Origin of the sequence: Persicitalea jodogahamensis, assembly GCF_014651615.1 — a bacterium.
Classification (GTDB): Bacteria; Bacteroidota; Bacteroidia; order Cytophagales; family Spirosomataceae; genus Persicitalea; species Persicitalea jodogahamensis.
This window is the reverse complement of sequence record NZ_BMXF01000008.1, coordinates 50,650-68,967: the sequence shown is the minus strand read 5'-3', so window position 1 is coordinate 68,967 and position 18,318 is coordinate 50,650. Positions and strand designations below refer to the sequence as shown.

18 protein-coding genes are annotated in these 18,318 nt (G+C 55.3%); 2 read left to right on the top strand and 16 right to left on the bottom strand.

Annotated features, from left to right (window positions below; genetic code table 11):
* Window positions 1–4: 4 nt before the first annotated feature.
* The 15 genes from IE117_RS25100 to IE117_RS25030 all read right to left on the bottom strand — a co-directional run bounded on the left by IE117_RS25100 (window position 5) and on the right by IE117_RS25030 (window position 16,986).
* Entirely contained in the window at window positions 5–1,321 is a 1,317-nt protein-coding gene (locus IE117_RS25100) for a heavy metal-binding domain-containing protein (protein WP_189568756.1), read from the bottom strand.
* Window positions 1,299–2,555 (bottom strand): TolC family protein, encoded by a 1,257-nt coding sequence (locus tag IE117_RS25095; RefSeq protein WP_229581465.1) that lies wholly within the window; start codon window positions 2,553–2,555, stop codon window positions 1,299–1,301. Before IE117_RS25095 ends, IE117_RS25100 begins: the two co-directional genes overlap by 23 nt.
* Window positions 2,539–4,473 carry an efflux RND transporter permease subunit gene (locus IE117_RS26460; RefSeq protein WP_189568751.1) on the bottom strand — a complete coding sequence of 645 codons (1,935 nt, stop codon included), beginning with the start codon at window positions 4,471–4,473 and terminating at the stop codon, window positions 2,539–2,541. The genes IE117_RS25095 and IE117_RS26460 overlap by 17 nt, the downstream gene beginning before the upstream one ends.
* Window positions 4,470–5,765: an efflux RND transporter permease subunit gene (locus IE117_RS26455; RefSeq protein WP_189568748.1), complete on the bottom strand. Its 1,296-nt coding sequence runs from the start codon at window positions 5,763–5,765 to the stop codon at window positions 4,470–4,472. The genes IE117_RS26460 and IE117_RS26455 overlap by 4 nt, the downstream gene beginning before the upstream one ends.
* 196 nt (window positions 5,766–5,961) lie before the next feature.
* Window positions 5,962–6,414 (bottom strand): HYC_CC_PP family protein, encoded by a 453-nt coding sequence (locus tag IE117_RS25080; RefSeq protein WP_189568745.1) that lies wholly within the window; start codon window positions 6,412–6,414, stop codon window positions 5,962–5,964.
* Window positions 6,415–6,603: 189 nt separating this feature from the next.
* Window positions 6,604–7,068: a DUF305 domain-containing protein gene (locus IE117_RS25075; protein WP_229581463.1), complete on the bottom strand. Its 465-nt coding sequence runs from the start codon at window positions 7,066–7,068 to the stop codon at window positions 6,604–6,606.
* 61 nt (window positions 7,069–7,129) lie between these two features.
* A complete protein-coding gene (locus IE117_RS25070) occupies window positions 7,130–7,573 on the bottom strand; it encodes a heme-binding domain-containing protein (RefSeq protein ID WP_189568743.1) in 444 nt (147 codons plus the stop codon).
* Window positions 7,570–8,187 carry a DUF3347 domain-containing protein gene (locus IE117_RS25065; protein WP_189568741.1) on the bottom strand — a complete coding sequence of 206 codons (618 nt, stop codon included), beginning with the start codon at window positions 8,185–8,187 and terminating at the stop codon, window positions 7,570–7,572. The genes IE117_RS25070 and IE117_RS25065 overlap by 4 nt, the downstream gene beginning before the upstream one ends.
* A 44-nt stretch (window positions 8,188–8,231) precedes the next feature.
* Entirely contained in the window at window positions 8,232–9,509 is a 1,278-nt protein-coding gene (locus IE117_RS25060; RefSeq protein ID WP_189568739.1) for an amylo-alpha-1,6-glucosidase, read from the bottom strand.
* 116 nt (window positions 9,510–9,625) lie between these two features.
* On the bottom strand, window positions 9,626–10,210 hold the full coding sequence (locus IE117_RS25055; RefSeq protein WP_189568736.1) for a DUF2231 domain-containing protein: 585 nt from the start codon (window positions 10,208–10,210) through the stop codon (window positions 9,626–9,628).
* A gap of 10 nt (window positions 10,211–10,220) precedes the next feature.
* Window positions 10,221–10,502 carry a hypothetical protein gene (locus IE117_RS25050; RefSeq protein WP_189568733.1) on the bottom strand — a complete coding sequence of 94 codons (282 nt, stop codon included), beginning with the start codon at window positions 10,500–10,502 and terminating at the stop codon, window positions 10,221–10,223.
* A 31-nt stretch (window positions 10,503–10,533) separates the two neighbouring features.
* Window positions 10,534–12,588: a heavy metal translocating P-type ATPase gene (locus IE117_RS25045; protein WP_189568730.1), complete on the bottom strand. Its 2,055-nt coding sequence runs from the start codon at window positions 12,586–12,588 to the stop codon at window positions 10,534–10,536.
* A 16-nt stretch (window positions 12,589–12,604) separates the two neighbouring features.
* Complete coding sequence (locus IE117_RS25040) at window positions 12,605–13,903, bottom strand: APC family permease (protein WP_189568727.1); 1,299 nt, start codon at window positions 13,901–13,903, stop codon at window positions 12,605–12,607.
* 3 nt (window positions 13,904–13,906) lie between these two features.
* A complete protein-coding gene (locus IE117_RS25035) occupies window positions 13,907–16,393 on the bottom strand; it encodes a multicopper oxidase domain-containing protein (RefSeq protein ID WP_189568724.1) in 2,487 nt (828 codons plus the stop codon).
* A 173-nt stretch (window positions 16,394–16,566) separates the two neighbouring features.
* Window positions 16,567–16,986 (bottom strand): HYC_CC_PP family protein, encoded by a 420-nt coding sequence (locus tag IE117_RS25030; RefSeq protein WP_189568721.1) that lies wholly within the window; start codon window positions 16,984–16,986, stop codon window positions 16,567–16,569.
* Between the two features lie 243 nt (window positions 16,987–17,229).
* Between IE117_RS25030 and IE117_RS25025 the strand changes: the two genes are divergently transcribed.
* Both IE117_RS25025 and IE117_RS25020 read left to right on the top strand, forming a co-directional pair.
* The gene (locus IE117_RS25025; protein WP_189568716.1) at window positions 17,230–17,604 is read left to right on the top strand and encodes a metal-sensitive transcriptional regulator; all 375 of its coding nucleotides are present in this window, start codon (window positions 17,230–17,232) and stop codon (window positions 17,602–17,604) included.
* 73 nt (window positions 17,605–17,677) lie between these two features.
* Window positions 17,678–17,890, top strand: coding sequence for a hypothetical protein (locus IE117_RS25020; protein WP_189568713.1), 213 nt, complete (start codon window positions 17,678–17,680; stop codon window positions 17,888–17,890).
* 112 nt (window positions 17,891–18,002) lie between these two features.
* Here the strand turns inward: IE117_RS25020 and IE117_RS25015 are convergent, their stop codons facing one another.
* On the bottom strand, window positions 18,003–18,212 hold the full coding sequence (locus IE117_RS25015; protein WP_189568710.1) for a heavy-metal-associated domain-containing protein: 210 nt from the start codon (window positions 18,210–18,212) through the stop codon (window positions 18,003–18,005).
* Window positions 18,213–18,318: the final 106 nt, after the last annotated feature.

Below are 18,318 nucleotides of genomic sequence, written 5' to 3'. Positions count from 1 at the left end.
AGGTTTATAGATTGGCCGACGCTCGGATGAAACTTTCACTGTCCACCAGGTAGCTGGAGGTTCTGGCCACGCGCCACCCGGTCAGGTCGTCCAGCACCTGCACCATGCCGTCGGCGCTCAGGCCAGTTTGCACCCTTTTGGGCGTGAACACGTCGCCTTCTGCCTTGAAAACAATCCACCCGGTACCCAGACTCACCAGCGCGCTCCGGGGCAACCAGTAGCCATTTTCCGTCACCACGGGAATCTCGGCCCGAACCAACTGACCGGGATTCAGTTTGCTGCCGCGCAGGTACACCCGCGCCGTGGCGAAACTTTCTCCGCCGCGCTGCGCAGGCTCCACCAGCCCGATGGTGCCCGTTTGGAGGGCGGCGTCCCCGGCCACGGACTGGAACAGAATCTTCTGCCCGCGCCTGACCTCCCGGGCCAGAGAAGCATCCAGGTAAAAGTCGGCCACCAGGCTGCTGGCTTTGTAAATGGTGAAAACGGTTTGCCCGGCACCGACATACTGCCCCTCCCGGATCAAGACCGGAGCGTTGCCGACATTCGGGGCAGTAGCGGCCGCTGTCGTCGAGGCCGCTCCCCCGCCCATTCCGTTCATCCCCCCGCCACTGCTTGCTGCGCCGCCCCCTGCCATTGCGGCGGAAGGTGCGGTAGCAGGGGCGGCCACGACCGACTGATCGACAATATACCCGCTGGCGGGACTGTAAACGAATACCCGGTACACCGGCTTTCCCGTCCGTACGATGTCGGCGATCTGGGCGGCGGACATCCCCAACAGCAGCAGCTTCTGCCTTGCGCCTTCCCGCAGGGCCGGATTGTCGTCCTGGCGGCTGACGTAGAGCAGCTCGCGCTGAGCAGCCACCAGGTCGGGCGAGTAAATTTCCAATAGTAGTTGCCCCTTACGGACGGGTTGGAAGTTGTACCGGATGCCGATCCGCTCAATGCGTCCCGCCACCCGGCTGGCCACGCCGGCCTGCTCACGGGTGTCATAAGCCACCTTGCCCTGCGCCGAAAGGGTTACGATGCGGGTACCCGTCTCGGGTGCGATGGTGGGTGCTTCGGAAAGTACCTGCGCGTTAGTCGGCTTGAGCAGCGGCCGCAACGCGCTGTCCACGACCTCTTCGCCACTTTCTGCCTGGGGCACCAGGTCCATGCCGCAAATGGGGCAGCTACCCGGCTCGTCGCGCACAATCTGCGGATGCATCGGGCAGGTGAACTGTTCAGCATGGTTGTGAGCCGCTTCTTTTTTAGAATCGCATCCCCAAGCCACCGCAACCAGCAGCAGCAAGCGCAGCAGGCTACCTATATAGTTCCTGTTCATAATTGACAATCATTTGGTAAAATTTGTCGCGCTCTTCAAGGAGTTCCATCTCCGTCATATTGAGTGCCTCCCAACTGTCCAGCAGTTCGGTGAGCGGGAGTTTGTTTTCCTGATACACCAAAAACCCGGCGTCGAACGCCTTCCGCAGGGCGGGGATGACACGGGTTTCCAGCGTCCGGATGCGGGCTTCCATGGCCAAGAGTCCGGCCTGCATACCATACAGCATCCCCTGGGTTTCCTGTAGCATGGCTGCCCGTTCGGTGGTCATCGCCTGGATGTTCAACTCCATCGCCCGGATGTCGGACTTGTACATTTTGGACGACCAGGAGGCAAAGGGAATTTTAATCATCCCCATCGCACTGAACACCTTGGGCATCATGGGATCCAGGGGATTCATGTGGTCGAACTGAACCCGGAAGTCGGGCTTTCGCTGCAACGCCGTGGCCTCGATGTTCAGGCGCATCGACTCGATCTGGGCGTTCATCCGCACGATGTCGCTCCGGTCGGCGGCCAGGCTCAGCGTATCGAAGCGGGCGACGGGCACGAACCGGGGCCGGTAGGTGGTGTCGATGGTGAACGGCTGGTTGCCCTCCCGGTTCATCAGGGCATTGAGCGTGGCCCTGGCCCGCTCTATGTTACCTGCCTGCATGAGAATCATGTTCCGATTCTTCTCGATTTCGGCCTCCGCGCGGTAGATGCTGCCCAGCGAGGCCTGGTTGAAGGGGTACCTGACCTCCTCCACCTTTTTCATCATGGCCAAGATTTCCCCGGTCTTTTTCAACACGTCGATCTGTTCGAGCGACACCAGCCAGGTATAGTAGCTACTCTTGGCTTCGGCCCGCAACTTGTTGAGCGCCACCTCGCGGGAGACCGTTTCGACTCGTGTCTGGGATTCGATGGCCCGCCGCTCGGCCCGCTGGCGCGACAGATTGGGAATTTCCTGTTCGGCGCGCAGCATGATCATGCCCCGGTCGCGAGCGTCGGTGATTTTTTGGAACGGGTAAGGGGTCATGAAGGTACCCAGCCCCACCATCGGGGCCATCCAGGCCGTGGCGGCATCTCCCTTGTAGCGGTAGCTTTCGGCCCGTGGGGCATAGGTCTGCAGCAGCAGGTTATCACTCTCGATCTGCCGGATGATCTCGGGCAGCGAGAGGACTTCCGCCGACTGCTGCGCCTTCGCGCCGATGGGAAGCAGGAACAGCGATCCAACCAGCCATTTAATGTTGTACGTCATACACTTCCAGTTTGCCGAATTTCCGTAGTTCATATTCTTTCGTCATTAAAAAAATGAGGGGCGTCACCAGCAGGATGTGGGTCGAGGAGGTGAGCACCCCGCCAATCATGGGCAGCACGATGGGTTGCATCACGTCGGTGCCCACGCCCGTGGCCCACAACACTGGGATCAGTCCGAACAGCGACACGCAAACCGTCATCAGCTTGGGACGGAGACGTTTGGCCGCTCCCCGGATCACGTATTCGCGCAAGTCGTCTTTGGTGATGGTTTCGCTGGAGTTGCCTTTCAGGGCGATTAGTTGCTGCATGGCGTCGTTAAGGTAGATGACCATCACGATGCCCGTCTCGACGGCGATGCCGAACAGGGCGATGAAGCCCACCGCCACCGCCACCGATAGGTTCACGCCCCAAAAGTAAATGATGTACGCCCCGCCGATCAGGGCGAAGGGAATGGTGAGCAAGCTCAGGAAGGCTTCCCGAAGGGAGTGGAAGGCGAAGTAGAGGGCGAAAAAGATGATGACCAGCACGATGGGCGCGATGATCATCAGTGTACGCTGCCCCCGGATGAGGTTCTCGTACTGCCCACTCCATTCCAGAAAGTACCCTTCCGGCAGGATTCCCTTTTCAGCATTGATCTTGGCCATCGCCTCCTCCACGGTACCACCTAGATCCCGGTCGCGGACGTTGAACATGACCGCACCGCGCAGAATGGCGTTTTCCGAGGTGATCATGGGCGGCCCGTCCTTGAATACGACGTCGGCCACCGCCTGCAGGGGTACTTCCCCGAAACCTGGTGCCTGCAGCGGGATTCTTTTGATCTCTTCCACGCTGTTGCGGTAGTCCTGGGCCAGCCGAACGCTGATGGAAAACCGCTGGCGCCCTTCGATGGTCTGCCCCACCGTCGCGCCGCCCAGGGCGCTCTCCACCGTCTGGTTGACATCGTCCACGGTCAGCCCGTACCGGCCCAGGTCGGCCCGGCGCACCTCGATGGACAGGTACTTGCCCCCCGTGATAGGTTCCACGTACAGATCCGTGACACCCGGCGTACCTTCCAGCGCGGCCTTCACCTTTTCGGACACGGCCGCGATCTGGTAGAGGTCCTGCCCGTACACCTTGATGCCCACATCGGTGCGGATGCCGGTGGCCAGCATGTTGATGCGGTTGATGATCGGCTGAGTCCAGCCGTTCACCACGCCGGGTATCTGAAGCTTGTTGTTTAGCTCGGTGATGATGTCGGCCTTGGTCAGGCCCTCCCGCCAGGCGGATTTGGGCTTGAGCATGATAATGGTTTCGATCATGCTGATGGGCGAGTTGTCGGTCGCCGTGCTGGCCCGGCCCGCCTTGCCCAGCACCTTCTCCACCTCCGGCACCGACTTGATGATCTTGTCCTGAACCTGCAGAATCCGCTTGGCCTCGGCGTTGGAAATATCCGGCAGCGTGACGGGCATGAACAGAATGCTTTGCTCATCGAGTGGCGGCATGAATTCGCTGCCCAGGCTTCCCAATAAAGGTATGGCAACCAAAAGCGCGATGATGTTGACGGCCAGGGTGGTTTTCCGCCATTTCAGAATGACCCGGATGACAGGTTCATACACCCGCTCCAGCACCCGGTTGACGGGGTTGGCGTTGTCGGGCCGGAACTTTCCCTTCATGAAAAATGAAATGAGCACCGGGGCCAGCGTGAGAACCAGCAGGGCGTCCACCAGCATGATGAAGGTCTTGGTGTAGGCCAGCGGGTGAAAGAGCTTGCCCTCCTGACCCGTGAGCATGAAGACCGGCAAAAAGGAGGTGATGATGATGATGGTGGCGAAGAAAACCCCGCGCGACACCTGCTTGCTCGACTTTTCGATGACCGCCAGCCGCTCCTCTTCCGAAATCCAATTCTCTTTCGGCTTCTTATTTTTTCGTGGCCACTTCATGATTTTTCAATTTTTTGTTGCTGTTCCCACTGCGCGTAGCGCTCGGATAGATGTTTGTAGGCGTTTTCACTCATGATGATGCCGTTGTCCACGATTACCCCGATGGCGAGCGCAATGCCGGTCAGTGACATGATGTTGGAGGATATCCCGAAGGCATTGAGCAGGATAAAGCTGGCCGCGATGGTGATGGGGATCTGGATAATGATGCTCAGGGCGCTGCGCCAGTGAAAGAGAAACACGATGACGATCAGCGAGACCACGATCATTTCTTCGATCAGCGTGTGCTTGATGCTGTCGATGCTTTCCTGAATCAAAGCGCCCCGGTCGTAGATGATGTCGAACTTGACGCCGGGCGGCAGCCCTTTGGTGGTCTCGATCATTTTGGCCTTTACCCGCTGGATGACCGCGTCGGCATTTTCGCCGTAGCGCATCACCACAATGCCGCCCACCCTTTCGCCTTCCCCGTTCTGGTCGAATATGCCCAGGCGCGTCTCGCCGGACATTTGCACCGTGGCCACATCGGCCACCCGGATCGCGATGCCCTGCCGCGTCGTCACGGGTATGTTCTCGATTTCCTCCACACTTTCCAGATACCCGGTGGTGTTGATCACGTAGCCGATGTCGCTCATCTCGAACTTCCTTCCCCCGCTTTCGTTGTTGTTGGCCCGGACGGCGGCAATGACATTATTAACCGCTAGGTCGTAGTAGAGGAGTTTGTTGGGGTTGACGGTGATCTGGTATTGCTTCTGAAAGCCGCCGAAGGAGGCGATTTCGCTGACGCCCTTCACGTTCTGCAGCGCGAATTTTACGTACCAGTCCTGAATGGCCCGCTGCTCGCCCAGATCGAGATCCGGGGCGTCGAGGGTGTACCACAGGATGTGGCCTACGCCGGTTCCGTCCGGCCCGAGCTGCGGACTCACGCCCTGCGGTAGGCTTTGGGAAATGGTGCTCATGCGCTCCAGCACCCGTTCCCGCGCCCAGTAGATGTCCACGTCTTCCTCGAAAATGATATAGATGAAGCTCATTCCGAACATGGAGTTGGCCCGCACGTACTTGACGTTGGGCAGGCCCTGCAGGTTCGTGACCAGCGGGTAGGTAATCTGATCCTCGATGAGCTGCGGCCCCCGTCCCATCCACTCGGTGAAGACGATGACCTGGTTTTCGGAAAGGTCGGGAATGGCGTCGATGGGGTTGTTGCGCACGGAAACGAAGCCCCACACGGACAGTCCTGCCGCCAGCAGCAGGACGATGAACCTGTTTCGCAAAGACCATTCGATAATGCGGTGTACCATAAAATACAGGTAACTAGATTGTCAGACGGAATACGTCCAATTGATGAGGGAGAGCAAACCAGGAAAACGAACAGATATGGTATGCCAAAACCGTGGGTACAGAATTGGCATACGCATGACATTACGCGTTTCCTGAAAAGACTGAAATTGTAAAGGGATAAAACGTCAGCGCCCGTTCAGGGGCGGCCTGACGGGATCATATCAGCCAGGTGCAGAGCAAGGCCTTGTGCAGAGAGGAAGAAACGGGCGGGGGACCCGCATAAGGATGACCAGCGGGATGCGTGTCTCTATTGGAAAACCCGCCTCCGAGAGCAAAGTAAGCAACAAAAGCCAGCACCGTAGCGGGTGCTGCCAACTGTACGGAAGATGCTTCGACGCTGACAGCGGCCGATGCGGTGGCAAGAACCGCCTTTTCCTTACAACACGGATTTTCCTGAATCCCTGACGTGTGTTTTGCAGCAGGTGAAGAATCGGCAGCGGCTACTTTTGTACCGCAACAGGAAGAAGCTTCCCTATCACCCAAATGCGCCGTAAGGGTCTTTCCTTTCATTTCGCAGGTATGTTCCACAACAACGAAACCCGTGCTGCTAACCAGTAGCAGGACGGCCATCACTAGGGAAACGATACGTATGAATGGAGGTTTGTTCATCGATCAGGGCAATTTCGAACACAAATATAAGAATTTCAACAGTTTAATATCATTGCATATTTTTTGGTCAACCTTACATGATTGGGGTTTAGGTAATGATTCCTCTTCCCGGTCGGCAATTTTTGAGCAAGCGGCTGGGCTGGTGCAACACCTATGCTCGCCGCCCACCCGCCTTACCCATTGGTCGGCTCACTTTTCCAAGCGATCCAGCATTGCTTTCATTTGAGCGATTTCCTCCTCCTGAGCCTTGATGATCTCGTCTGCCAGTTTCCGGACTTCCGGGTCCTTAATGTCCGCTTCCTGACTCGTCAGGATGGCGGAGGAGTGGTGGGGGATCATGGCTTTCATGTACTGCACATCCCCGACAAAGGTCTGGTTCCTCAAAAAGGCAAATACCCCGATCAAAACCGACAGGCTGACCGTGATTATAATTGCATTGGTCTTCTTGTTCTTGTACATATGACCCATGAATCCGAGCATGACGAGCGCCATCGGCGAGACCATTAGCAAAGCCATATACGTTCGATTAAGGCTTAGATAAATGTGATTGGTGCTATCGACATTGAGAAACATCACGGCGTACATGATGATGAATGAAACGCCGAGCATCAGAAAAAACTTAGGATAGGGATTGTCTTTCATTTCTTTGTTCATTGTTTGGTTGGTAAGTTTGAAATTAATGATTAAGCAATAGTGTAGTTTTGAACCGAGTTGGTTAGATTTTCGTATCGATCCATGCCTTGATAGTTCTTCTTTCTTGATCCGATAAATCTGCATTTCTATGCAGCAGCGTGTAAGAGGTGAGGGGCATATCTCCGTCCTCAATCTGACTGGCCATCGACTTCAACTTGCTCCTCTGCCGCCGGGAAGAATAGCCGCCAAATTCGCTGAGATTCAATTTCTTTTTCCCTTGCACGATGTGGTTCTCCATGAACATAGCCACGGGTTGCACCATATTGTACCAAGGATAGACGGTGTGGTTGCTATGGCAGTCATAGCAAGCAGTCCTCAGCAGCGTTCCGATCCGTGCCGGGGGTGCATACATCGTCAGGAAATCCTTGCCTTGGTCGGTGTTTTTTTGATTGGAATGGGTGGGTACCCATTGGATACCCACCAAGACAACCAAAATAACCGCAACGGCTATCTTCCACCCCTTCATTGGGGAACGATCTCGTTTTTCATGCTCCCACAAGTCAGCATCTTGCTGCCGTAGTAAGGGTTTTCGATTCTTTCGGAAACGCTCAGCCAGTCGGCCCCCTTGTTGTCGTTGTACATCGGGCAGTGGTCCAGATACAGGGTGCGATCCGAGCCGACAACCGACACGAGCTCCATCATGTCCTTGCTTAGTAGATCGAAATGCTCCCGCTGGTGGTCGATTTTGCCGCTGTTTTCACCGATGTGTTCGGCGTGTTCGCGGGCATCCTCCACGATCTCGTCGTAGTCCGACTGCCGTTTGGCATCCAGCGAAGCCCGGTCGAAGCTGGCAAAGGCCTTCACCATTGCCTCACCGGATGTGGCTGCTTCGGCGCTGTTGTCCGACGCCAAGGCGTTTTTGATGGCCAGATAACTGTCGAGAATAGCCGCAGCCTTGTCCGACTTTCTGATGGGACCATCCATAGAAGCATTGCTCATTGTGGTCGAGGCCGTTCCCTCATGTTCATGTTCGTCGGCATCGTGATTCATTTCCGTCTGCCCGGCAGACTGCTGTGACCTGTCGTTGCCACAGGCGGTGAGCATTACCACGACGGCCAGGGATAAGAAGATCCTTTTCATTAGAATTGGGTTTTGATTGTTAAAAAATAAACTGGTAAACTCTTTCAGGATTCGTTGCGGATCATGTCGATGACCAACCCCGCCCAGGTGAAGTCCTTTGCCCCCATACCGTGTCCGGTGTGGGGGTCGTAATATTCCCGGAATCCACTCTTTTCGATCAAATCGGTTACTGTTTTGGTCAGCTCCCGCGCGGTTTCCTCCTGTTCGTATTTCATCAGGATGCCGTGCATGAACCAATCGAGATAGACCCAGGTGGGACCGCGCCACAAGTAGAGCGACTCCTTCGGACTGAAGGAAGGATCGTTCAGGGACACCGAGGGGAGGGGGTAGCGGAGGGCAAATTCTTCCCGGTTGTGAAAATGCCGGCCAATCACTTTTTCGGCGACACGGCGATCCATCCCCTCGATTGCCAGTGGAAAAAAAAGGGTCGGGGTGAGGATTTTCAGCTTACGGTTTTCCGGCCCGCACACATCATAAAAGGCAGCATCCTCCGCATCGTACATCAGCGACATGAGGCTTTCCCGCGCTCTGTCGGCCAACGCCCGAAAATACCCTTCGTCGGAATCGCCCACGGCCCGGCACAGCGACGCCAGCACGTACAGGTTTTGAATGTAAATCGCATTCATGCCCGTTTCCTTCACGCGGAAATAGTTCTTCTTCCGAATTTTCTCCAAATCATAACCATGAAGGAAGTTTCTGGCGTCCACGCTGACCACCCGGAGGAACAGCTTCCAATTGGCCTGCCGACGCGGGAACCCGACCACAGGATCGAAGGAGGGCTTCCAGTCCATCCCCGACTCGAAGGGCGAGATGATCGTCACCAGCCCGTCGCCATCGAAATCACGGTTCTGCGCGATCCATTTATAATAGGCTTTCAGTTTAGGCAGCAATCCGCTCAGAAATGGCTCGCTCCCCGTTGCTTCGAAAATCCGAGCCGCCGCCTGAGCTGCAAATGGCGGCTGAATGAGCGCACTCATGTGGGTTCGGAGCAGGTTCATGCCCAAGCCGGGGCGGGATTGGAAAATATCCGTTGCCCGCCCCGGCAGTACGTTGTTCCAGTAGATGATGTGCCCCACGAACCCGTCTTTCCGCTGTAAAGTAAAGAGGCTGTTCAGGTGCTTCTCGGCCATGCCCGCCTTGCCCAGTGCACACAAAATGAATGCGTGGAAACAGGTGTCCCAGAAAAATTGAAACGGGTAGGTTTCCGGCGAGGGCTTGGCGTAATGAAACTCGGACTGCGCCGATTTAGAATACCCATGGACCATGTTTTCCCCCAAAAGCACCGCAACCCTGTTCCGCAAATCGGTGTGTTTCGTACTCATCCTATAAACTTCATAGTTTGAAAAGCCATCCGTTTTACTATGCCAAAAGCCAGCAGTTGACTCGTTGAAGTCTATTTCCTGCTCTGTTCGATTCGGTGTCCGTCAAGAAATCCGAATCAATGGCTGTGGTTATCTTCCGATTCCACGTGTTGCCCCTGAGGCCCCACGCCCTCGATGTACACGAGCTGCGAACCAAAATGCCCGGCTTTGCTCACCGTGTAGCCCGCTCCCAAAAGCACGGCGGCTACCACACCCACAGCCCAGCGCCTGTCCGTCAGAAAGACCAGATTAGCGCCCTGAAGTACGGCACCTATTCCGCTCAGCCATAAGGTCCATTCGGCCCATTGGTCGTGCTGGCCCATTACCTGCTTGGCTTGTTCCGACAGGTCTTGTACGTGAGGGTGGTAAGGCACCGCCGCCAGGTAAGCGGCTACGAAACCGACCGCCGCCGTTCCGAAGGCAATCCAGGCGACTTCCTTTTTCATAAAATACACGTTGACCAACTGCAAAACCGCCCCCACCAGAATCAGGACAATGGCAAAATGTACGATCAGCGGGTGCAGGTTGGGAAACTCGTCCAGGCTGGCGGCTACGTTGCCACCGCCTCCCGGATCGCTCTCCTGAGCGTAGGCGGCCACGGATAAAGTCAGGGAGGTCAGGATCGTTAATCCTGCGCTTTGACTTTTGCTTGCGTTTTTCATCTCTTCAAAGTCAAACGGGTGAATTCGTAGATTCCAGCTTTTCCACATACTCATTCTTCAACAGTTCGAGGGAAGGCCGCACTGGATCGTCGCTTTTCTGCGAAATTTCCTGCACCTTTTCCGAAAGTTCTTTTTCAAAAATCCCCCGCTGCGCCTGCAGAGCCTCCACCTTCAAATCAGCCGAGGCGAGTGCGCGGTCTTGGTAGCGCGTGGCCAGTTCCCGCTGGTGAATTTCCAGCCGCTCTTCGGCATACTTCCGAAAGGTTTCCGTTGTTTTTGTGTCTGTTTCCATGCTTTTTTTGGTTATAAATTACACTCTTGGGCTACTTTATTTCCCTTTTCAACAACTGCGCGTTGATCGCCACCACGACGGTACTCAGGCTCATCAGGATCGCGCCCACCGCCGGGCTGAGGATGATACCGATGGGGGCCAGCACGCCCGCCGCCAGCGGGACGGCCACGATGTTGTAGCCCGCCGCCCAGAACAGGTTCTGCATCATCTTTCTGTAGGTGGCCGTGCCGAACAGGATCAGGTTGGCGATGTCGCGCGGGTTGCTGTTGACCAGAATGATGTCGGCGGTTTCGGCGGCGACATCCGTACCGGACCCCACCGCGATACCGATGTTGGCCTGCGCCAGGGCCGGTGCGTCGTTGACCCCGTCGCCCGTCATGGCGACAAACTCACCCTGCGCCTGCAGGTCTTTGATAATCTTCTGTTTGTCTTCCGGCATGACCTCAGCGTAGTAGTTGTCCAGTCCCAGATTCGTGCTGACGGCTTTGGCGACAGTTTCGTTGTCGCCGGTGGCCATGATTACCTTGATGTTGCGCGCTTTCAGCGTCTGGATCGCTTCGCGGGAATCCTCGCGGATTTCGTCGGCCAGGGCAATGAAGCCGATCAGCGCACCATCGACCATAACGAACACCACCGTTTCCGACTCGTCACTAAAAGAATTCTCGGGAAGCGTCAGTCCCTGTTCCTTTACGTAGCCCGGACTGACGACTCGAACCTTTTTACCATCCAAAGTGGCTTCCACGCCTTTTCCGGTCAGCCCCTGGAAATCGCGGGGTTCGCTCAATTTTAAATTCATTTCCTCGGCTTTTCGCATGATTCCGGCAGCGATGGGATGCTCCGAGTTGCTTTCTAGGGCGGCGGCGGTAGCTAGTACCTGATCCTTGGTGTAGGCCGATGAACTTGAAATAATGCGCGTCACGCCAAACTCACCTTTGGTCAGGGTACCGGTTTTGTCAAAGATGATGGCAGTCAGTTTACGGGCGTTCTCGAAGGCGGTGCGGTTGCGGATCAGTAAACCTTTTTTGGCCGAAACCGCCGTAGAAATGGCCACAACCAGCGGCACGGCCAGCCCCAAAGCGTGCGGACAGGAAATAATCATGACCGTCACCATACGCTCCAGGGCGTACTCGAAATCACTGCCCAACGCCAGCCACACGACCAGCGTCAGAACGCCCGCACCTAAGGCAAGGTAGAACAGCCAGCTCGCCGCGCGGTCGGCCAGGTTCTGGGTTTTGGACTTGGTATCCTGCGCCTCCTTCACCATACCGATCACCTTTGAGAGATAGGAGTCCTCTCCGGTATGCCGGACGACGATCTTGAGCGAGCCATTATCGTTGATCGAGCCGCCGATCACCTGATCGCCCGTCTGCTTGGCGACGGGCTTGGATTCCCCCGTCAGCATCGACTCATTGACGTGGCTTTGGCCTTCCTTTACTTCCCCGTCGGCGGGGATTTTCTCGCCCGGCTTCACCAGAATCAGGTCGTCGGGTCGGAGATCGTACAATTCTATCTCCTCCGTTTCGCCGTTTTGGTTGATCCGGTGCGCCTCGGAAGGCATCATTTTGGCCAGCTCTTGCAAGGCATTGGAAGCGCCCATGACCGATTTCATCTCGATCCAGTGGCCCAGTAGCATGATGTCGATCAGGCTCGCCAGTTCCCAGAAGAATATTTTCCCGCCCAACCCGAACACCACCGCCGCGCTGTAAAAATAGGCCACCGAAATAGCCAGGGCGATGAGCGTCATCATGCCGGGTGCCTTCTGCCGCAGTTCGTCGGCCAGCCCCTTCAGGAAAGGCCAGCCGCCGTAAAAGAATATGATGGTAGCCAGGCCGAACTGCACGTAGCGGTCGCCCGGAAACCGCAGTTCGTAGCCCGCCAGTTCCTGAATCATGGGGGCCAGCACCAGGATCGGTAGCGTCAGGACAAGCGAAATCCAGAATCGCTTCCGAAAGTCTTCGATCATGTGGGCGTGGTGATCGTAGTGGCCGCCGCCCATATCCATGTCTTTCTTGTGAGAGCCGTGACCGCTCATTTTTGCGGGTTCGCCTTTAGAATCGTGATGTTGGTGATGCTCGTGCTTTTCCATAACTCAGGGGTTTTGTTTAGTCAGATTGGGGATTTCGCGACAGAAACCATTTTTCGCCCCCCAGAATGAGGGCCATAATCGCCGCCGAAACGATAATGATGAACACATCCTGAGTCGCTTTCATATAGATGAAGGCACCCAGAATCACGGTATCCAGAAAAATGGCGATGCCTACGATAATTGCATTCGGTTTTATTTCTTCTCTTAGATTTTTCAGGACGCCCCAGTGAATGCCGATGTCCATGATGAGGTAGAAGATCGCCCCCATTGAGGCGATTCGGCTTAGATCCAGGAAAACGGTCAGCAGCGTGGCAACCACCGCCACGTACACCAGCATGTGCTGCTGCACGTCGCCGGGTAGGCCCAGATCGCTATGCGGAATCAGCTTCATATCGGTGAGCATGGCCGTCATGCGCGAGACGGCGAAAATGCTGGCGATGATACCCGACACCGTGGCGATGATGGCGATGCCTACAGTGAACCACAATCCGTATTTCCCGAAGGCGGGCCGGGCCGCTTCAGCCATCGAGTAGTCGCGGGCCTTGACGATCTCGTCAATGGACAGGTTGGCCGATACGGCGAAGGCCACCAGCATATAGATGACCGTGCAGATAATCAGAGAAATGACGATGGCGCGACTCACATTTTTGCGAGGCTCTTTAATCTCACCCCCGCTGTTGGTGATAGTGGTGAACCCCTTATACGCCAGAATGGACAGGGCCAGAGCACTCAGGAGATCCGTTTCCGTCTTATCGGGTAAAGCGGACGGGATGACTTTATCGAAACTGAATCCGGCGGCCCACAGCCCGCCCACGGCGAACACCAGGATACCGCCGATTTTCAGCAGCGCCATGACAAAGGAGGATTTCTGGATAAAATTATTGCCGGAGATATTGACCAGAAAAGCCAGGCCGATCAGGCCCACGCCCAGTATCGGCACCCACACACTGCTTTCCGGGACATCGAACAATTGCAGGGTGTAGGTGCCGAACGTGCGGGCCACCAGGCTTTCGTTGATAATCATCGATAGCGCCATCAATAAGGCGGCAAAGGCCGTGAACGTGCTTTTACCGTAGGCTTTCTGTAAATACATGGCGATGCCCCCGGCGGAGGGAAAGGCGTCGGACATTTTCACGTAGGAGTAGGCGCTGAAACCCGCGATAACGGCCCCGCCCAGGAAGGCGAAGGGGAACAGGTCGCCCGCGAATTCGGCCACCTGTCCCAGCAGGGCGAAGATTCCCGCCCCGATCATCACGCCGGTTCCCAGCGAAACGGCTCCGGTCAAAGAAAGACTGTCTTTTTTGTATTCCGACATCATTTAGAATCGTATGGACAAGCCGCCCCCCGCGCCGAAGCGGTTGTCGTAGCTGCCCATGAGTGAAATGTTCCGTGATAGAAAGTACTCCAAGCCTGCTGACCAGACGGTTTCATGGCGGTAAGCCCCGTTGTCGAGAACGCCCTCACGGGCGGGACGCTTGGTCCAGCCGAAGTCAGCCTGGTACTCGTACTCGCCGAAAAGCACGGTGCGGGGAAAAATCATGATCGAGCGGCTCAGGCTGACTTGCGGGCGTAGTTTGCTGTCCAGCCGCAGGTCGAGGTTGAAGAGATAAGGGGTCAAGAAACGAATGCCACCAATGGCGGTAGTAGTTATTTCACTGGGTTTTTCCTCGCGCTCGTTCTCGGCGTTCACCCCCGCAAACACGCGGAAGTAGTCGTAGAGGTAGCGCTCATAGGTGACTTCGGTCTCTATCCGCTGGTTCCAGCCATACTCGGCCCGAAGGTTGAACTGGTTACGCAGGTTAGATGAGACCACATTGAGTGAACTCATGTGGGAAGCCACATCGGCCATGGCCCAGGTATAGAAATGGTTGCCCTCGTTGGTCAGCTTTCTTAGTGGAAAATCGGCCATCCGGGGATCACGAAGCGTATCGTAGCTAAACACCCGCGCCATACCACTCATCATGTGGTAGAGAATGTGGCAGTGGAAGAACCAGTCGGCGTACTCGCGGGCATCGAATTCGATGGTCACTTTCTGCATGGGGGCTACATTTACGGTATGCTTAAGCGGTGAGTATTCGCCGTTCGCATTCAGTACCCGAAAGAAGTGGCCGTGCAGGTGCATCGGGTGGTGCATCATGGTCAGGTTGTTGAGCGTGATGCGCACGACCTCCCCCTTTTTGATCTTGATTTTGTCAGCCTCCGACAGCGGTACGCCGTTCATGCTCCAGATGTAGCGCCACATGTTACCGTTCAGATTCAGGATAATGCGGCGGACGGGTTTGTCCTCGTCGGGATCGGTGGAAATGGTCGTTTTCTCGGGTGATTTGAGATAATCGTAGTTATACTCGGCAAACATATCCATGCCCGGCATCTTCATGTTGCTCATCGCCATGCCGTCCATACCCGCCATTTTATCCATCTTTTGGCTCGAATCCATTTGCATCCCGGACTTTGCCATTCCATCCATACCCGCCATTTTGGAGTGATCCATCCCGGCCATTTCCGTGGTATCGCCCTCCATCTTCATTCCCTTTTTGTGATCCATTCCCTTCATGCCCCCCATTTTACTGTGGTCCATCTTAGAATGATCCATCCCTTTCATTGACTTATCTTTCTTGTCACTCATGTCCATACCACCCATGTCCATGCCGGGCATATCCATCTTCATACCCCAGTTGTCCATCATTTTTTTCGGCTCTTCGTTTGAGGGGTTGAATTTGGTGGCCGGTGCGCCCATGCGCATTTTCATCTGGGCCATCTGCTTCATCATAGCAATTTGGTCAGGCTTGGGCACGATCGCGGCGGGCAGCGCCTCGCCCTGGCCCAAATAGGTCAGCGAATGACCGGAGCCGTCCTGCGCCATAGCGCGGATTTCCACCTTGCCGCTCGCCGGAATCGTGACGATGAAGTCGTAGGTTTCGGCCACGGCGATGAAGGTCTTGTTATGGATGACGGGTACGACGTCCAGTCCATCGGCCGCCACCAGCAGCGGATCCTGGCCGCCGAAGGTGAGCCAGAACTGCGAAGAGGCTGATCCGTTGATGATCCTGACCCGCACCTTCTCGCCGGGCTTAAACTCCGGATAGTTTTGCACCGCCTGCCCGTTGCTCAGGAAGGCGGGGTAGTAAATGTCGGCGATGTCCACCGTTTCCATGCGCTGCTTCCAGAAATTGAGCTGCGCCCCCAACGCGCCACGGGCGATCACGCGGTTGAGCGGCGTAATGGTGTTTTTGCGAATGTTGTACCACTCGTTGCCGCGCTTGAGGTTGCGCAACACGTTCCTGGGCTTCTGGTTGGTCCAGTCGGATAGCACCACCACCAGATCCTTATCGTAGTCCAGCGTTTTCTCTTTCGGCTCGATGACCAAAGAGCCGTACACGCCGCTCTGCTCTTGCAGCATCGTGTGGGAGTGGTACCAGTAGGTACCCGACTGAATGAGGGCGAATTCGTATTTGAATGTCTGTCCCGGCTGGATGGGCGGCGTGGTCAAATAGGGTACGCCGTCGAAAAAGTTAGGCAGCAGGATGCCGTGCCAGTGAACCGAAGTCTCGACGTCCATCTCGTTCTTGACGTAAATTACCGCATACTCACCCTCGGTGAAGCGGAGCGTGGGGCCGGGGATGGTGCCGTTGACGGTCATGCCCGTTACGTCCTTGCCCGCAAGGTTGACTGTTTCTTCCCTGATCGTGAGCGTGTACTCGTGAACGGGCAGATTGTCCGGGTTCGGGTTTTCCTTTTGCTGGGCCTCGGCCACCGTACACGATAGGGCGAAAGACAAGAGTAAGAAAATAGGTAGTTTTTTCATGGATAGGGTATTCGATTGTTTGACTGATAATCAGGCAGGTATTCGAGAAAAATGGAATGGTGTCTTATGGGTCGAAAATGACCCGAGTCTCGTGCGTATTTGTCCGCCAGCACGCGACAAACCTCCAATAACCGTGCTTGGGGAAAGCACGGCCTCAGGTCACGACAAGAAGATCAAATCAGGAAAGTCTGGAAAAGTACCTGCACGTCCCGTTCAGGAAGCGGGGGCGGGTCAATGCGGAATGGCTCGGCTTCGAGTACCGTAAACCGCTCGAAGTAGGGAAGGGGAAAAACTGCGATTCCGACGGCCGACGCATGAAATTGCGGGGCCGGGAAATCCGTGGAAAGCGTATTGTCCGTCTGAATGGTCTGGTGCTGGTTCTTGCAACAGGCCTCCTCCGCCAGACGGGTGCAGTTGCGGTCGTCCTCCCGGTGGTCGCTTGCTTCGTGAACCATCCCGCAATCCCAATCACCCCCACCCAACCGTAGCCCGCTCATCACCGCCTGCCCCCCACAGAAATGGGTGGCCACGGTGAAGCCCATGTTGCTCATCAGGAGCAGGATGGCCAGCGCTATGGTCAAGAATCGTTTCACAGAAGGCAAAATTACATTGCAGTAACAATGAAAGGCTTACAGAATATCAGTTGATAATTACAGGATTTTGTTTCAAAGGGGATTACAACAAGTGAATTTGCTAGATTTGTTAATCCAAACGACCAATTCTCCACCTTGATCGTTGCCAATCCTCATTTTCCTCGGAGGAGACTCTGTGTAGTATTACACTCAGCGACCATGTAATCATATCGGGTTAGAAGATAACTTAAAAACCATGCCATCATGTTACCAAGAGATCTCACACAAGATGTAAAAACACGTTTGGCAACCATCAGAGGACAAGTCGATGGGCTGATAAGGATGATGGACAAGGAAGATGATCCCGAAAAAATCATCATACAATTCAAAGCAGTGAACCACGGTATCGACAGTGCGTACAATCTATTGCTCGACGAAGTGTTCAGAAAGGCGCTCGCTGCCAGGATCGTGGAGGGGGCCGATGCTTGTCCGGGCGATTGCGGGAACGAAGAAATGATTGAGTCCATCCGTATCCAGTTTCCTACTCTCAAATTTGACGAGCTAGGCCGTAAGTTGAAAGAGATAAACAGGATAGTCGATGCAGTTAACGCGTATAATTCAAAAATAACTGAAATATAACTTGGCGACCACCCCCTTGCCGGGTGCATCTTTGTCGAGATAAATTAGTGTAAATATTTAAACTGAAAAAGTGATGAAAAAGAGAATAACGATTTTCGCCGCCACCAGTATGTTGGCAGTTGCAGGTCTCGCCTATGGTTACGGATTCAAGGCCACCGAATCCGCGTGTCCTCTCGAAGGCACCGCAGATTGCCCCAAGATAGATTGCCCGTTGGCCGGGACACCCGACTGCCCTTATGAAAACGGAACAGTGGCGGAATTACCAGCCTGTTGCGCAAAAAAGTAAACCAAAAGGGGGCGGAAATTTCCGCCCCCTTTTGGTTTACAATCATTTTAAATCTGAACCATGTGGTTCTGGTCGGCTCGTTCCTTTGCAGACGCAGGAGGCCTGTCGCAGCTCAAACTGCCTGGGCCTCAAAGCCCGCCTCTCGCACGGCCGACACGATGGACTCCTCGTTAGAAGAATCGGTCTCGACAGTCAGCACTTTCCTGGGGTCGGCGAGATCCACCTGCCAGCGGCCGTTGCCCGCCACTTCGTTGAGTTTGGGCGTGACCTGTTGGAGGCATCCGCCACACTTAATGTTTGTATTGAATTTTAAGGTTTTCATGGGAATGAGTGTCTTGTTTGAAAAATATAGGGACTGACGAGCGGATTTTCGACTACCCGGCAGTACGACTTTCCAGAATCCGAATTATACCGGATGATTAGAAAGC

Bases quoted from the DNA above. Each gene is read 5' to 3' on its own strand.
- IE117_RS25100 (WP_189568756.1), bottom strand. From the start codon at position 1,321: ATGAACAGGAACTATATAGGTAGCCTGCTGCGCTTGCTGCTGCTGGTT.
- IE117_RS25095 (WP_229581465.1), bottom strand. From the start codon at position 2,555: ATGACGTACAACATTAAATGGCTGGTTGGATCGCTGTTCCTGCTTCCC.
- IE117_RS26460 (WP_189568751.1), bottom strand. From the start codon at position 4,473: ATGAAGTGGCCACGAAAAAATAAGAAGCCGAAAGAGAATTGGATTTCG.
- IE117_RS26455 (WP_189568748.1), bottom strand. From the start codon at position 5,765: ATGGTACACCGCATTATCGAATGGTCTTTGCGAAACAGGTTCATCGTC.
- IE117_RS25080 (WP_189568745.1), bottom strand. From the start codon at position 6,414: ATGAACAAACCTCCATTCATACGTATCGTTTCCCTAGTGATGGCCGTC.
- IE117_RS25075 (WP_229581463.1), bottom strand. From the start codon at position 7,068: ATGAACAAAGAAATGAAAGACAATCCCTATCCTAAGTTTTTTCTGATG.
- IE117_RS25070 (WP_189568743.1), bottom strand. From the start codon at position 7,573: ATGAAGGGGTGGAAGATAGCCGTTGCGGTTATTTTGGTTGTCTTGGTG.
- IE117_RS25065 (WP_189568741.1), bottom strand. From the start codon at position 8,187: ATGAAAAGGATCTTCTTATCCCTGGCCGTCGTGGTAATGCTCACCGCC.
- IE117_RS25060 (WP_189568739.1), bottom strand. From the start codon at position 9,509: ATGAGTACGAAACACACCGATTTGCGGAACAGGGTTGCGGTGCTTTTG.
- IE117_RS25055 (WP_189568736.1), bottom strand. From the start codon at position 10,210: ATGAAAAACGCAAGCAAAAGTCAAAGCGCAGGATTAACGATCCTGACC.
- IE117_RS25050 (WP_189568733.1), bottom strand. From the start codon at position 10,502: ATGGAAACAGACACAAAAACAACGGAAACCTTTCGGAAGTATGCCGAA.
- IE117_RS25045 (WP_189568730.1), bottom strand. From the start codon at position 12,588: ATGGAAAAGCACGAGCATCACCAACATCACGATTCTAAAGGCGAACCC.
- IE117_RS25040 (WP_189568727.1), bottom strand. From the start codon at position 13,903: ATGTCGGAATACAAAAAAGACAGTCTTTCTTTGACCGGAGCCGTTTCG.
- IE117_RS25035 (WP_189568724.1), bottom strand. From the start codon at position 16,393: ATGAAAAAACTACCTATTTTCTTACTCTTGTCTTTCGCCCTATCGTGT.
- IE117_RS25025 (WP_189568716.1), top strand. From the start codon at position 17,230: ATGTTACCAAGAGATCTCACACAAGATGTAAAAACACGTTTGGCAACC.
- IE117_RS25020 (WP_189568713.1), top strand. From the start codon at position 17,678: ATGAAAAAGAGAATAACGATTTTCGCCGCCACCAGTATGTTGGCAGTT.
- IE117_RS25015 (WP_189568710.1), bottom strand. From the start codon at position 18,212: ATGAAAACCTTAAAATTCAATACAAACATTAAGTGTGGCGGATGCCTC.